The sequence below is a fragment of the Cronobacter sakazakii genome, from assembly GCF_000982825.1.
Taxonomy (GTDB): Bacteria; Pseudomonadota; Gammaproteobacteria; order Enterobacterales; family Enterobacteriaceae; genus Cronobacter; species Cronobacter sakazakii.
Map to the genome: position 1 here is coordinate 4131260 of NZ_CP011047.1, position 13446 is coordinate 4144705.

At 57.6% G+C, this 13446-nt stretch carries 11 protein-coding genes; 3 read left to right on the forward strand and 8 right to left on the reverse strand.

Annotated elements, in window-relative coordinates:
* Positions 1-41: 41 nt before the first annotated feature.
* Positions 42-739 (reverse strand): IS1-like element IS1B family transposase gene (locus CSK29544_RS19635; protein ID WP_095033700.1). Its coding sequence is split into 2 segments (ribosomal slippage): positions 42-490 and positions 490-739, totalling 699 coding nucleotides; the frame shifts between segments, so codons are not numbered across the junction.
* Between the two features lie 497 nt (positions 740-1236).
* Between CSK29544_RS19635 and dcuC the strand changes: the two genes are divergently transcribed.
* Together dcuC and rna are read left to right on the forward strand one after the other, a co-directional pair.
* Positions 1237-2598, forward strand: coding sequence for an anaerobic C4-dicarboxylate transporter DcuC (dcuC, locus tag CSK29544_RS19640; protein ID WP_029039176.1), 1362 nt, complete (start codon positions 1237-1239; stop codon positions 2596-2598).
* A 107-nt stretch (positions 2599-2705) separates the two neighbouring features.
* The gene (gene rna / locus CSK29544_RS19645; RefSeq protein WP_007897571.1) at positions 2706-3512 is read left to right on the forward strand and encodes a ribonuclease I; all 807 of its coding nucleotides are present in this window, start codon (positions 2706-2708) and stop codon (positions 3510-3512) included.
* 18 nt (positions 3513-3530) lie between these two features.
* Here the strand turns inward: rna and CSK29544_RS19650 are convergent, their stop codons facing one another.
* The 7 genes from CSK29544_RS19650 to CSK29544_RS19680 form a co-directional block, all read right to left on the reverse strand.
* Positions 3531-3815: a hypothetical protein gene (locus CSK29544_RS19650; protein ID WP_012125380.1), complete on the reverse strand. Its 285-nt coding sequence runs from the start codon at positions 3813-3815 to the stop codon at positions 3531-3533.
* A gap of 82 nt (positions 3816-3897) precedes the next feature.
* The gene (locus CSK29544_RS19655) at positions 3898-5574 is read right to left on the reverse strand and encodes a glycoside hydrolase family 13 protein (RefSeq protein WP_007897567.1); all 1677 of its coding nucleotides are present in this window, start codon (positions 5572-5574) and stop codon (positions 3898-3900) included.
* Positions 5574-7229, reverse strand: coding sequence for a glycoside hydrolase family 13 protein (locus CSK29544_RS19660; protein WP_007897565.1), 1656 nt, complete (start codon positions 7227-7229; stop codon positions 5574-5576). The genes CSK29544_RS19655 and CSK29544_RS19660 overlap by 1 nt, the downstream gene beginning before the upstream one ends.
* 9 nt (positions 7230-7238) lie before the next feature.
* Entirely contained in the window at positions 7239-8354 is a 1116-nt protein-coding gene (locus CSK29544_RS19665; RefSeq protein WP_007865553.1) for an ABC transporter ATP-binding protein, read from the reverse strand.
* Between the two features lie 3 nt (positions 8355-8357).
* Complete coding sequence (locus CSK29544_RS19670; protein WP_004387224.1) at positions 8358-9203, reverse strand: carbohydrate ABC transporter permease; 846 nt, start codon at positions 9201-9203, stop codon at positions 8358-8360.
* Positions 9203-10156, reverse strand: coding sequence for a carbohydrate ABC transporter permease (locus CSK29544_RS19675; protein ID WP_007897563.1), 954 nt, complete (start codon positions 10154-10156; stop codon positions 9203-9205). The genes CSK29544_RS19670 and CSK29544_RS19675 overlap by 1 nt, the downstream gene beginning before the upstream one ends.
* Positions 10157-10372: 216 nt before the next feature.
* Entirely contained in the window at positions 10373-11638 is a 1266-nt protein-coding gene (locus CSK29544_RS19680; RefSeq protein WP_007897562.1) for an ABC transporter substrate-binding protein, read from the reverse strand.
* 398 nt (positions 11639-12036) lie between these two features.
* On the opposite strand from CSK29544_RS19680, the gene CSK29544_RS19685 reads away from it, so the two are divergent.
* On the forward strand, positions 12037-13413 hold the full coding sequence (locus CSK29544_RS19685; protein ID WP_007897561.1) for a GntP family permease: 1377 nt from the start codon (positions 12037-12039) through the stop codon (positions 13411-13413).
* Positions 13414-13446: the final 33 nt, after the last annotated feature.

Consider the following 13446-nt stretch of genomic DNA (forward strand, 5'->3'; position numbering starts at 1 on the left):
CTTAATTACCACTGTTAGTATGAAGTGGTAATGACTCCAACTTATTGATAGTGTTTTATGTTCAGATAATGCCCGATGACTTTGTCATGCAGCTCCACCGATTTTGAGAACGACAGCGACTTCCGTCCCAGCCGTGCCAGGTGCTGCCTCAGATTCAGGTTATGCCGCTCAATTCGCTGCGTATATCGCTTGCTGATTACGTGCAGCTTTCCCTTCAGGCGGGATTCATACAGCGGCCAGCCATCCGTCATCCATATCACCACGTCAAAGGGTGACAGCAGGCTCATAAGACGCCCCAGCGTCGCCATAGTGCGTTCACCGAATACGTGCGCAACAACCGTCTTCCGGAGCCTGTCATACGCGTAAAACAGCCAGCGCTGGCGCGATTTAGCCCCGACGTATCCCCACTGTTCGTCCATTTCCGCGCAGACGATGACGTCACTGCCCGGCTGTATGCGCGAGGTTACCGACTGCGGCCTGAGTTTTTTAAATGGCGGAAAATCGTGTTGAGGCCAACGCCCATAATGCGGGCGGTTGCCCGGCATCCAACGCCATTCATGGCCATATCAATGATTTTCTGGTGCGTACCGGGTTGAGAAGCGGTGTAAGTGAACTGCAGTTGCCATGTTTTACGGCAGTGAGAGCAGAGATAGCGCTGATGTCCGGCGGTGCTTTTGCCGTTACGCACCACCCCGTCAGTAGCTGAACAGGAGGGACAGCTGATAGAAACAGAAGCCACTGGAGCACCTCAAAAACACCATCATACACTAAATCAGTAAGTTGGCAGCATCACCGTATGAAGTCATATTCTGGGCGATCCTGCCTCAATGAAGACTTAACCGACTGCCAGTTAATTCCTAAAGCAAGCCCGCACGCCTCTGTCAGGCGTTTTTTTCAGACGCTTCTCCCCTGCCCTACCGCGCTGAAAACGTATTAACCCCTATTGCGAAATAATGCGCGTCAATAACCATGCCCTGCGCCGCCCCCTAACGTAAATTCCGTCCATTCTGCGCTTTCACGCCATTCTCTTTGCACTAACAGCATCGCGCTTCCATGCAAGCCATTAATTTAAAATACATTTATTTATCTGAATTTCATCTTTCTGGTAAGCAGAAGGTTTATTGATGTGTATCAGATAACGCTCAGAGTAATTCAGGCACATTCCCCCACAGCTTGCCTGCGCCACGCGCCTGACGTCGCCGGGTTATTTTTTGCAGTCGCTTAACAGAGGCAATTATGGGAACAATTCTGGAACTCCTCACGGGAGCCGTGGTTATTGTGGGAGTCGCACGTTATATCATTAAAGGTTATTCCGCCACGGGCGTACTCTTTGTTGGCGGTATTACCCTGTTAATAATTAGCGCGCTAATGGGTCACGCCATATTGCCCGCCAAAGAAACGAGTACCGGTTACGCTATCAGCGATATTTTTGAATATATTAAAATTCTGCTGATGAGCCGCGGCGGCGATCTCGGCATGATGATTATGATGCTGTGTGGTTTCGCGGCGTATATGACGCATACCGGTGCCAACGATATGGTGGTCAAGCTCGCCTCCCGCCCGCTGCGTTATATCAATTCACCTTATTTACTGATGATTGCCGCCTATTTCGTCGCCTGCCTGATGTCGCTTGCCGTCTCGTCCGCGACCGGCCTTGGTGTCTTGCTGATGGCGACGCTGTTCCCGGTCATGGTCAACGTCGGTATCAGCCGCGGCGCGGCGGCGGCCATCTGCGCCTCTCCGGCGGCGATTATTCTCTCCCCAACCTCTGGCGATGTGGTGCTGGCCGCGCAGGCCTCTGAAATGCCGCTCATCAATTTTGCGTTTAAAACCACACTGCCGATTTCCATCGCGGCCATTATCTGCATGGCTGTCGCCCACTTCTTCTGGCAGCGCTTTCTGGATAAAAAAGAGCACATCTATCACGAAACGCTGGAGGTAAAAGAAATCACCACCAGCGCGCCCGCTTTTTACGCGATTCTGCCGTTCAGTCCGATCATTGGCGTGCTGATTTTCGACGGCAAATGGGGGCCGCAACTGCATATCATCACCATTCTGGTGATCTGCATGGTGCTGACCGCCGTGATTGAATTTCTCCGCAGCTTTAACAGTAAAACGGTGTTTGCCGGGCTGGAAGTGGCGTACCGCGGCATGGCGGACGCGTTTGCAGGCGTGGTGATCCTGCTGGTGGCCGCCGGCGTTTTCGCCCAGGGGCTCAGCGCGATAGGCTTTATCCAGAGCCTTATCTCTATCGCCACCTCGTTTGGCTCGGCCAGCATTATCCTGATGCTGGTGCTGGTCACGCTCACTATGCTTGCAGCGATGACGACCGGCTCCGGCAACGCGCCGTTTTACGCTTTCGTGGAGATGATCCCAAAACTCGCGCACAGCGCCGGGGTGAATCCGGCCTATCTGACGATCCCGATGCTGCAGGCGTCCAACCTGGGACGCACCATTTCACCGGTTTCCGGCGTGGTGGTGGCGGTCGCGGGGATGGCGAAAATCTCACCGTTTGAAGTCGTTAAACGCACCTCGGTGCCGGTGCTGGTTGGATTAATCGTCGTGATCCTGGCGACGCAACTGCTGGTTGCGGCATAATCTGCTGTCCTTAAGCGGAATCTGTCCGAAAAGCGCCCTCGTGGCGCTTTTTTTATGGTTAAATGACACACCCTTGTGATTTATCCCGTCGATTTCGGACCCATACTATGGTTAACAGGAAAGTTTTACTCGCCGCAGGCGCGCTGCTGGCGATGGCGGCGACAACGGCGAGCGCGCAGCCGCTGGAAGCGAAGCAGTATGGCGATTTCGATCGCTACGTGCTGGCGCTCTCATGGCAAACCGGCTTTTGCCAGAGCATGCATGAGCGCCAGCGCGATGAGCCTGCCGAGTGCGCGCTGCAAAAAGAAGAAGACGATAAACGCAATTACCTGACGGTGCATGGTCTGTGGCCGGGGCTGCCGAAATCCATCGCTTTACGCGGCGTCGATGAAAAACGCTGGATGCGTTTTGGCTGCGCCACCCGCCCCATCCCGAATATGCCGCTCGCCCGCGCGGATAAAAAGTGCCAGGCGGCGGAAACCGGCCTGTCGCTGGAAACGGCTGAGAAGCTCAGCGAGACCATGCCGGGCGCTGGCGGCGACTCCTGCCTTGAACGTTATGAGTACGCCAAGCACGGCGTCTGCTTCGGTTTCGACCCGGACGCCTATTTCGGCACGATGGTGCGCATGAACAATGAAGTGAAGCAGAGCCCAGTCGGCGCGTTCCTTGCCGCCAACTACGGTAAAGCAGTCAGCCGCCAGGCGTTTGATACCGCCGTCGCCAAAGCGTTTGGCCGTCAGAACGTGCGGGCGGTGAAACTCACCTGTAACGGCAATCCGGCTTACCTCACCGAGATGCAGATTTCACTGAATGCCGCGAAGATCAACGAGCCGCTTACCGCCGATTCTTTTGCGCCGCAGCCGCATCCGGGTAACTGCGGTAAAAACTTTATTCTCGATAACGTTGGATACTGATCAACTACGCGGGCGCAATCACTCGTTGCGCTCGCGCCATTCGCGGATCATCTCCGCCGTCACCTCACGTTTATAGCAGATGGGTGAATACCCTCCGGCCCGGCTCCAGGCGCTGCGCCCGCCGCAGGCACGGCCATTACGCATCGCGTTATAGGGGCACGGACAGTTGCCGGAATAATTGTCTATCGATTCCTGGATAATTTGTTCTTTGACTTGATCGTCGCTGAGCGCCGCCATGGCGGGTGCCGCATACCACACGGCGAGCAGCGCCAGCGCTGCTATACCTGTTTTACGAATCATCATTTGCGTCCATGTAAAAAAAATCGCGCCATTGTGGCGCGATCTGTCTCGCAAAAAAGATTGTTACGTCACAGGTTTTGATACCTCACGACATCAGTTTATAAACCCGCGTCTCCCACGCGCGTAACCGGTGCGGCTCCTGGGTCTCGCCAAGATTCGCCAGCACGCAGAACGCGCCGTTGAGCGACAACGCCCTGGCGTCCCACTCCGCCGCTTTGCCGGAGAAGTTACACAGCACCACCAGTTGTTCATCGCCCAGCACGCGGCGGTAGGCATAGATCTGCTCGTGATCGTTAAGCACCGTCTCGTAGCGCCCGTAAATCAGCGCCGGCTCGCGTTTTCGCAGGTGGATCATCCGCCGGTAAAAATTGAGCACCGAATGCGGATCGTGCTGCTGGCTTTCGACGTTGATCATCTCGTAATTCGGGTTCACCTTCAGCCAGGGTTCATGGGTGCTGAAGCCCGCATACGGCGACGCGTCCCACTGCATCGGCGTGCGGGAGTTATCGCGCCCGGTGCGCGTCAGGAATTCGACAATCTCCTCCTCGCGCATTCCCTGATCCCGCAAATCGCGCGCTTTGTTATGGGCCGAGACGTCGTCAAAATCGTCCAGGCTCGCAAAACGCGTATTGGTCATGCCGATCTCCTGGCCCTGATAGATAAACGGCGTGCCCTGCATCAGAAAATACATCGCCGCGATGCAGGTCGCGCTTTCGCGCCAGTGATGCTCGGTATCGCCCCAGCGCGAGACCACGCGCGTCACGTCGTGGTTTTCCACATAGAGCGCATTCCAGCCTTTGCCTTCCAGCGCCTGCTGCCAGGCGGTGAAAATGTTGCGCAGCACGGCGGGCGTCGGGCGCAGTCCCGCCTGCGGCTCCCAGAGCCGGACATGCTCAAACTGAAACACCATATTGAGCCGCCCGCGGTTTTCGCCCACCCACTCTTCCGCGTGGGCGGCATCCAGCCCGTTCATCTCGCCCACCGTGACGATGTCGTAGTGGTTAAAGACGTTGCGGCAGATGTCGTCCACATAGTCGAGCAGGCCGTCGTAATTAAGGTGCGACACCATCGACGGCGCGTAGGGCAGTTTTTCGGGGTTCGGCACGTCGCTTAACGTCGGCTCCTTTTTCATGTGCGCGATGGCATCGATGCGAAAGCCGTCGATGCCTTTATCCAGCCACCAGCGCATCATGTCGTAGACGGCGGCGCGCATCTCATGATTTTCCCAGTTGAGATCGGGCTGACGGCTGCTGAACAGGTGCATGAAATACTGGCCGGTCACGTCATCCCGCTTCCAGGCCGAGCCGCTGAAAATCGATTCCCAGTTATTCGGCTCCGCCCCGTTTTTGCCGTCGCGCCAGATATACCAGTCGCGTTTGGGGTTATCCTTTGAGGCGCGCGATTCAAGAAACCACGGATGTTCGTCGGACGTGTGGTTCACCACCAGGTCCAGGATCAGCCGCATGCCGCGCTGATGCACGCCCTCCAGCAGCCGGTCGAAATCGGCCATCGTGCCAAATTCCGCCATGATCCCCTGATAGTCGCTGATGTCATAACCGTTATCGTCGTTGGGCGACGGGTACATCGGGCAGATCCAGATAAGATCGATGCCTAAATCTTTCAGGTAATCGAGCTTTTCGATAATCCCGTTGAGATCGCCAATGCCGTCGCCGTTGCTGTCTTTAAAGCTGCGCGGATAAATCTGGTAGGCCGTTGCCTCTTTCCACCAGCGGCCTTTTACCTGCGTCGGTGCTTCACTCATTACCCCTCCTGATGAATTAACAGCGCAAAAGATTCATAAGGTTGCAGCTCCAGGCTCACAGCCAGCTGGTCACGCGGCGCATAGTTACTGATAAGGCATTCGCCGTGCCACGCCTGCATCGCTTCCGGAATGGGCAACGTAATGGCGTTGCCGAAGAAATTGTTAATCACCAGCAGCGTGTCGCCCTCGTAGCGGCGCACCCAGGCGAACACTTCCGGGTGCTCGGCAAACAGCATCTGATAATCGCCATACACCAGAATCGGATACTGTTTACGCAGCGCCACCAGCTTTTGATAGTGCCAGAGAATGGAATCAGGCTCGGCCAGCGCCTGCGCCACGTTAATCTCGCGGTAATTGGGGTTAACGCCGAGCCACGGCATGCCGGTGGTAAATCCGCCATTCGGGCTGTCATCCCACTGCATCGGCGTGCGGGCGTTATCGCGGCCGTTGGCGTAGATACCGGTCATCATCTCGTCATGCGTCAGGCCGCCAGCAATCAGTTCCCGGTAAAAATTGAGGCTTTCGATGTCGCGATACTCTTCAATCGTGGAGTAACGCACGTTGGTCATACCGATCTCCTCGCCCTGATAGATATAGGGCGTGCCGCGCAGGCAGTGGAGCGCGGTGGCGAGCATTTTCGCCGAGACCTCACGATACTCGCCGTCATTACCAAATTTCGACACCGCGCGCGGCAGGTCATGATTACTCCAGAACAGCGAGTTCCAGCCGCGGTCGGCCAGCGCCGTCTGCCATTTATCAATCACCGCCTTAAAGCGCGGCAGCTCGAACGGTCTGCTGCGCCACTTACCGGCTTTTTCATCCCAGGTCTGTTTAATATGTTCAAACTGAAACACCATCGAGAGTTCCCGGCGTTCCGGGTCGCTGTAGAGCAGCGCGTCTTCCGGCGTGACGCTCCAGGCTTCGCCCACGGTCAGCGAATCGCGCGGGCCGAACGTCGCCTCGTTCATCTGACGCAGCAGCACGTGCAGGTGCTTGCCGTTCGCCATAATCTGCCGGTCGACCTCTTTGCCGATTAAATCGATAACGTCCATGCGGAAACCGCCGATGCCTTTGTCCAGCCAGCGGTTCATCATCGCGTGGATCTCCTCCTGCACGCGCGGGTTTTCCCAGTTGAGATCCGGCTGGCGCACCGAAAACTGATGCAGATAATATTCGCCGCTCGCCTCGTCATACGCCCAGCCGCTGCCGCCAAAATGCGAGCGGTAATCATTCGGCGGGCCGCCGTCCGGCGCCGGTTTGCGCCAGATATAGAAATCGCGGTACGGGTTATCTTTGCCCTTTTTCGCCTCGATAAACCACGGATGCTCGTCAGAGGTATGGTTCACCACCAGGTCCATCAGGATATAGATATCACGCGCCTTCGCTTCCTGAATCAGCTGTTCCATTTCCGCCATCGTGCCGAACTCCGCGGCGATATCGTCGTAGTCGGAGATATCGTAGCCATTGTCGTCCATTGGCGATTTGTAGACCGGCGAGAGCCAGATAAGGTTGATGCCAAGCTGTTGCAGATAGTCGAGCTTGCTGATAATGCCTGCCAGGTCGCCCACGCCGTCGCCGTTGGCGTCCATAAAGCTGCGCGGGTAGATCTGATAGACCACCGCGTTGTGCCACCACTTCTTGTCGATTGCTTTCATCACGCTCCCTTAATGCTGGGTTTTCGGGCCGCTTAAGCGCGCAAACGCGTTGCCCGCGCTGTCAAAAAGGTAACAGTGTTCCACTGGCAGTTTCAGCCCCAGATGATGCTCCGGCCGGACTTCCAGCCTCTCAGTATGGCGCATGACCAGCGGTTCTGCGCCATAACCGCCGTTCACATAAACCAGGGTTTCATTGCCCATATGCTCAACGAATAACACTTCGCCCTCCACGTCTGCTTTCGCAAGCGCCATGACCTCCACATGCTCCGGGCGAATGCCAAGCTGCACCGTGTCGCCCTCCTGCCCGGCGGCGGCCTGCACCGGCAGCGTCAGGCGCAGGCCGTTTTCCAGCTCCACCTCGCAGGCGTGCTCCATCACGCGGAGCATTTTGCCGGGAATGAGGTTCATCTTCGGCGAGCCGATAAACTGCGCGACAAACACGTTGGCCGGGGTGTCGTAAAGCTCAAGCGGTGTACCGACCTGTTCAATCTGGCCCTGGTTTAACACAACGATGCGGTCGGCGAGCGTCATCGCCTCCACCTGATCGTGGGTCACATACAGAATGGTGGCGTGAATGCGCCTGTGCAGCGCCGCTATCTCCATGCGCATCTGCACGCGCAGCGAGGCGTCGAGGTTAGAGAGCGGTTCGTCGAAGAGAAACAGGCTCGGCTCGCGCACAATCGCGCGGCCTATGGCCACGCGCTGGCGCTGGCCGCCGGAGAGATCTTTCGGGCGGCGATCCAGCAGATGCTCCAGCTGTAAAATCCGCGCGCTTTCGCGCACCCGCTCGTCAATCTCCTTCTCGGGCACCTTCGCCATTTCAAGCGCGAACGCCATATTCTGGTAGACCGTCATATGCGGATAGAGCGCATAGGACTGAAACACCATGCCGATGCCGCGCTCGGATGGCGAATCGTCGTTAACCCGCAGGTCATCGATATACATATCGCCGTCGGTTATCTCCTCAAGCCCGGCGACCAGGCGCAGCAGCGTCGATTTGCCGCAGCCGGATGGGCCAACCACCACCACAAATTCGCCGCTGTTGATCTGTAAATCGAGCGGCTTAATCACTTCGGCATGGGTGCCGTAGCGTTTCTGGACTTTCTCTAAACGAAGTTGCGCCATGATTTACCCCTTAATCGCCCCGCTGGTCAGGCCGCTGACAATGCGTTTCTGGAAGATAAGCACCAGGATAATAATGGGCAGCGTCACCACCACCGACGCGGCCATAATGCTGCCCCAGGGCAGCTCGTAGCTCGACGCGCCGCTGAACATGCTGATGGCGACCGGCACGGTGCGTTTGTCGCCGGAAATAATAAACGTCAGCGCGAACATGAATTCATTCCAGGCCCCGATAAACGCCAGCAACCCGGTGGTCACCAGCGCAGGCGCCAACACCGGCGCAAAGACGCGGCGAATAATGGTGCCGGTTTTCGCGCCGTCAACGATCGCCGCCTCTTCCAGCTCCACCGGGATCGACTTCATAAACGTCGTCAACACCCAGACGGTGAACGGCAGCGAAAACGTGGTGTAGGAGATAACCAGCGCACCGAGCGAATCGTAAAGCCCGAGAAAGCGCACCAGTTCAAACATGCCCGTCAGCACCGCCACCTGCGGAAACATCGAGACGCAGAGAATGGTAAAGAGCAGTACGCGACGCCCGCGAAACGGCACGCGCGCCAGCGCAAAGGCGGCCGTCACCGACACCAGCAGACACAGCCCCACCGTCACCACCGCCACCAGCACGGAGTTCAGCAGACTGCGGGCGATGCCGTTATCCACCAGCGCCACCACATAGTTATCCCAGTGCCAGCTGTCCGGGAAATAGGCGGGCGTAAACAGCTCCTGGCCCGCGCGCAGCGAGCTGATAATGGCGTAATAGAAAGGAAAAACGCAGAACAGACAGGCCATCAGCGCGCCGATATAAATCACCGCTTTATGCCCCATCCTGCGCTGCCAGCGCGTGGTTTTCATCAGCTTTTCTCCTTGTCGTTTAAGCGCGCGACGCGGATAAAGCAGGCCGCGATGCCCGCCACCATCATAAAGACCAGCACCGAGGCCGCCGACCCCATGCCCATGTCCTGATAAGAGACGATCTGCTCGCGGGCGTAGCCGGAAATTGACATCGTCGCTTCGCTGTTGGAGGTCAGCACGTAGATGAGATCGAAGATACGCATCGAATCCATCACACGGAAAATCAGCGCCACCACCAGCGCGGGCATAATCAGCGGCAGCGTGATGCGCTTAAAGCGCTGCCAGGGGCTGGCGCCGTCCACTTTCGCGGCCTCGTAAAGATCCGCCGGAATCAGCTGTAGCGCCGCCAGCAGCATCAGCGCCATAAACGGCGTGGTTTTCCAGACGTCGGCAATCACCACCGCCCACATGGAGAGCGACGGCTCGGCAATCCACGCGAGATGCGACGGCAGGCCGATTTTGCCGAGAAGATCGTTCACCACGCCGTATTGGTCATGGAACATCCAGCCCCACATTTTGGCGCTGACGATCGTCGGGATCGCCCACGGGATGAGAATGGCGGTGCGCACCAGCCCCTGACCGCGGAATTTCTCGTTCATCAGCAGCGCCAGCAGCATACCGAGCAACAGCTCCAGCGCGACCGAAGTGAACGTGAACCAGAGTGTGTTGCCGACCGCCTGCCACCAGAGCGGGTCGCTTAGCACGCCGATGCTCACACCATCCTTGCGCGCAAAGTAGTTCGCGATACCCACCATCTGGTAATCCTGAGGCGCGTCGAGCATGGCGTTGGTGAAGCTAAACCAGATGGTGCGAACCAGCGGCCAGCCCGCCGCCAGCGCCAGCAGGAGTAGCGAGGGCAATACCAGCCCCCACGCCACGCGCCGACGACGCTGATGCCAGGAGGCGTTGTGCCGCCGGGGAGACGGCGGCGACGTAAGGCTATCGGATTTCATAGGCGCTCCGTTGAGTATGTTGACGGACACGATGATGTTGCCCTTCCCCCGACGAGCGAGCCTCAGGGTTAACGCCCCACGGCGGGTGCGCTCCGCTTACCCGCCCTACAAAAACCTGTTTCGAGTTCGTAGGGCGGGTAAGCAAAGCGCACCCGCCATAGGGGCCAGGTTTGTTATTGCCAGGAGGCACCCGCCAGCCACAATGTCATCCAGCGCTTACCGCCAGCCAGCCCCCTTCGCGCGGGTCAGACGCTTTTGCAAATCTTCCGTCGCTTTCTTGCCATCCTCTTTGCCGTTCAGCACGCTAAACGTCACGTTGAAAATGGCATTCGACACGCGCGGATACTGCGCTTTGGTCACCGTCGCCGGGCGTGGCACCGCCTGGGCGAAAATATCGCGGAACTGCGTCAGCTCCGGCGCAACGGCCAGCACATCTTTGTTCTCATAGAGCGCGACACGAGTCGGCGCGTGGCCGAGCATTTTCAGGCGTATGATTTGCGAATCGTCATCGCTTAAGATTTTCAGCAGCGCGATGGCGGCCTCCGGGTTTTTGGTGTTAGCGTTTATTGACCACTGCCAGCCGCCGAGCGTCGTCGCCTGACGCCCTTCCGGCCCGGCGGGAAGCTGTATCACGCCCACTTTGCCTTTGAGCGGGCTGTCATCGGCCTGAGATAGCTGCCAGACATAGGGCCAGTTGCGCATAAACAGCGCGTCGCCGTTCTGGAACACGGTGCGCGACTCTTCCTCTTTGTAGCCCAGCACGCCCTTCGGCGTAATCTTGCCCATCCAGCCGCGCGCCATATCCAGCGCCTGCGCCGCTTTCGGGTTATTAATGGTCACGTTCCCTTTTTCATCGACAAACGTGCCGCCGCCGTATGAGTCGATCCACTCCAGCGCGTTACAGGTCAGCCCTTCATAAGATTTGCCCTGGAAGATGTACCCCCAGAAGTTTTTATGCCCCGCCTTGCGCTCTTCGGCCTGAATTTTCGTGGCGATGCGCGTCATTTCGTCCCACGTTTTTGGCGGCTGCTCTTTATATTTCTCCAGTAAATCTTTGCGATAGAACAGCACGCCGGTGTCGATATACGACGGCACCGCTTTCAGGCGTCCGTTGACGGTGTTGTTCTTCCAGGGGCCGGGGAAAAAGTCTTTTTCCATGCCGCCCATCGCGTCGGTGAGATCGAGCGTCTGCTTGTCCAGCAGGCCTATCCAGATGGTGTCGGACTGAAACACATCCACCGCTTTTTCATCTTTAGCGGCGAAGAGTTGTTGCAGCAGCGCCAGCTTTTCATCGGAGGCCGCCGGGAACTCGATAAACTCCAGCTGATTGCCGGTCTGCTTCTCGAAGCGTTCTTTGATGTACTGGCAATACTGTTTGCCACCGGGCGACACGGGGCACTCCATGCGCAGGGTATCGGCAAACGCCAGTGAGCTTGCGCCCGCCAGCGCGACGGTCAGAAAAGTGAAGGTGAGCTTTTTCATGATGTCCTCTTATGCACTGAACAGGGTGCGGAGGCGTTGCGCCGCCGCCCACAGCGCGATGTACGGCAAATCATCACGATCCTAAGCTAGTTAACGTTATGGAATAGCGGCAACTTTGCAGCGACTTCACAACAAAAAAGCTGGATATCGCAAACAAATCTGGTGATTTTGTGAAAAAAACGCATCGGAAAATTTGACAGATCCGCGAGGCGATATATGCAACCGCAAGCGAGAAGCCCGCGTCGCGCGGGAGTTTGACGGTGATCTCAAAATGTTAATAAATATGACAGCCCCTGTTTACAAGCCGCCACATGTTATCGGTATCATGTTACCGGTATCAGTGAGAAAACCGCCGACCAGGCTACGGTTTCACTGTACCCATGTTGAGGATAATAACGATGACAGAAACCACTTTCGCTTATAGCGCCGGTACGCTGCTTGGCATTGCTGCCGGTGCCGTCGTACTGCTGCTGGTACTTATCATGCGCTTTAAAGTGCATGCTTTTCTTGCGCTTACCCTGGTCAGTATCGTGGTGGCGCTGTTGACCAAAGTGCCGTTTGATAAAGTCGTGCCTACGCTACTGACCGGTTTTGGCAGTACGCTTGCGGGCGTTGCGCTGCTGGTGGGCATCGGCGCGATGATTGGTCGTCTGCTGGAAGTGTCCGGCGGCGCGAAAGTGCTGGCCGATACGCTGATTAACAAATTCGGTGAACACCGCGCGCCCTTCGCGCTCGGCGTCGCCTCGCTGCTGTTTGGCTTCCCTATCTTCTTTGACGCGGGTCTTGTCGTCATGCTGCCGATTATCTTCAGCGTGGCGAAACGCTTTGGCGGCTCGACGCTGAAATACGCCTTCCCGGCGGCGGGCGCGTTTGCGGCCATGCATGCGCTGGTGCCGCCGCATCCGGGCCCGGTTGCAGCGAGCGAACTGCTGGGGGCGAATATCGGTTTGCTGGTGATTGTCGGGCTGATTATCGCGATCCCGACCTGGTATTTCGGCGGCTATCTGTATGGTCAGTACGCCGGTAAAAAATTCGATATTAAGCTGCCCTCTTCTTTCCTTGGCGAAGTGGACGCCGATCCGACGCACCGCCCGCCGTCATTCGGCATGGTGTTAACGATCCTGCTGCTGCCGCTGATGCTCATTTTCCTCGATACCGGCCTGAACACCGCCAAAGTGCTGGGCTGGATCAGCGCCGATAACAGCGTGGCGAACTTCCTGCGTATGCTCGGTAAAACCCCGGTCGCGCTGCTGATTACCGTCTTTTTCGCGCTGATGGTGTTCAGCCGCAACCACAGCCGCCAGCATCTGGAGAAAATTTGCGACGGCGCGCTTGGCCCTATCTGCGGGATTATTCTGGTGACCGGCGCAGGCGGCATGTTCGGCGGCGTGCTGCGCGCCAGCGGCATCGGCGACGCGCTGGCGGGTGTGCTCTCAGACACCGGCATGCCGGTGATTCTCGCGGCGTTTGTTATCTCCACCGCGCTGCGCGTGGCGCAGGGCTCGGCGACAGTCGCGCTGACCACCACCGCCGCGCTGGTCGCGCCGATGGTGCAGGCGACGCCTGGCCTAAGCCAGTTTGACCTTTGCTTTATTGTTATCGCCATCGCGGGCGGCGCGACGGTGCTCTCACACGTCAACGACTCCGGTTTCTGGCTGGTAGGCCGTTTCCTTGAAATGGACGAGAAAACCACGCTGAAAACCTGGACCGTGATGGAAACCCTGCTGGGCACCATCGCCTTCCTGCTGGCAGCCGTGGGGAGCATTCTGCTTTAAGCCCCGTTTCGTGAGCTGGCTCACTTCAAACGG

Excerpts from the sequence above, each read along its gene's own strand:
- CSK29544_RS19670 (WP_004387224.1), bottom strand. The coding sequence starts at position 9,203 with ATGAAAACCACGCGCTGGCAGCGCAGGATGGGGCATAAAGCGGTGATT.
- CSK29544_RS19660 (WP_007897565.1), bottom strand. The coding sequence starts at position 7,229 with ATGAAAGCAATCGACAAGAAGTGGTGGCACAACGCGGTGGTCTATCAG.
- dcuC (WP_029039176.1), top strand. The coding sequence starts at position 1,237 with ATGGGAACAATTCTGGAACTCCTCACGGGAGCCGTGGTTATTGTGGGA.
- CSK29544_RS19665 (WP_007865553.1), bottom strand. The coding sequence starts at position 8,354 with ATGGCGCAACTTCGTTTAGAGAAAGTCCAGAAACGCTACGGCACCCAT.
- CSK29544_RS19675 (WP_007897563.1), bottom strand. The coding sequence starts at position 10,156 with ATGAAATCCGATAGCCTTACGTCGCCGCCGTCTCCCCGGCGGCACAAC.
- CSK29544_RS19655 (WP_007897567.1), bottom strand. The coding sequence starts at position 5,574 with ATGAGTGAAGCACCGACGCAGGTAAAAGGCCGCTGGTGGAAAGAGGCA.
- rna (WP_007897571.1), top strand. The coding sequence starts at position 2,706 with ATGGTTAACAGGAAAGTTTTACTCGCCGCAGGCGCGCTGCTGGCGATG.
- CSK29544_RS19685 (WP_007897561.1), top strand. The coding sequence starts at position 12,037 with ATGACAGAAACCACTTTCGCTTATAGCGCCGGTACGCTGCTTGGCATT.
- CSK29544_RS19650 (WP_012125380.1), bottom strand. The coding sequence starts at position 3,815 with ATGATGATTCGTAAAACAGGTATAGCAGCGCTGGCGCTGCTCGCCGTG.
- CSK29544_RS19680 (WP_007897562.1), bottom strand. The coding sequence starts at position 11,638 with ATGAAAAAGCTCACCTTCACTTTTCTGACCGTCGCGCTGGCGGGCGCA.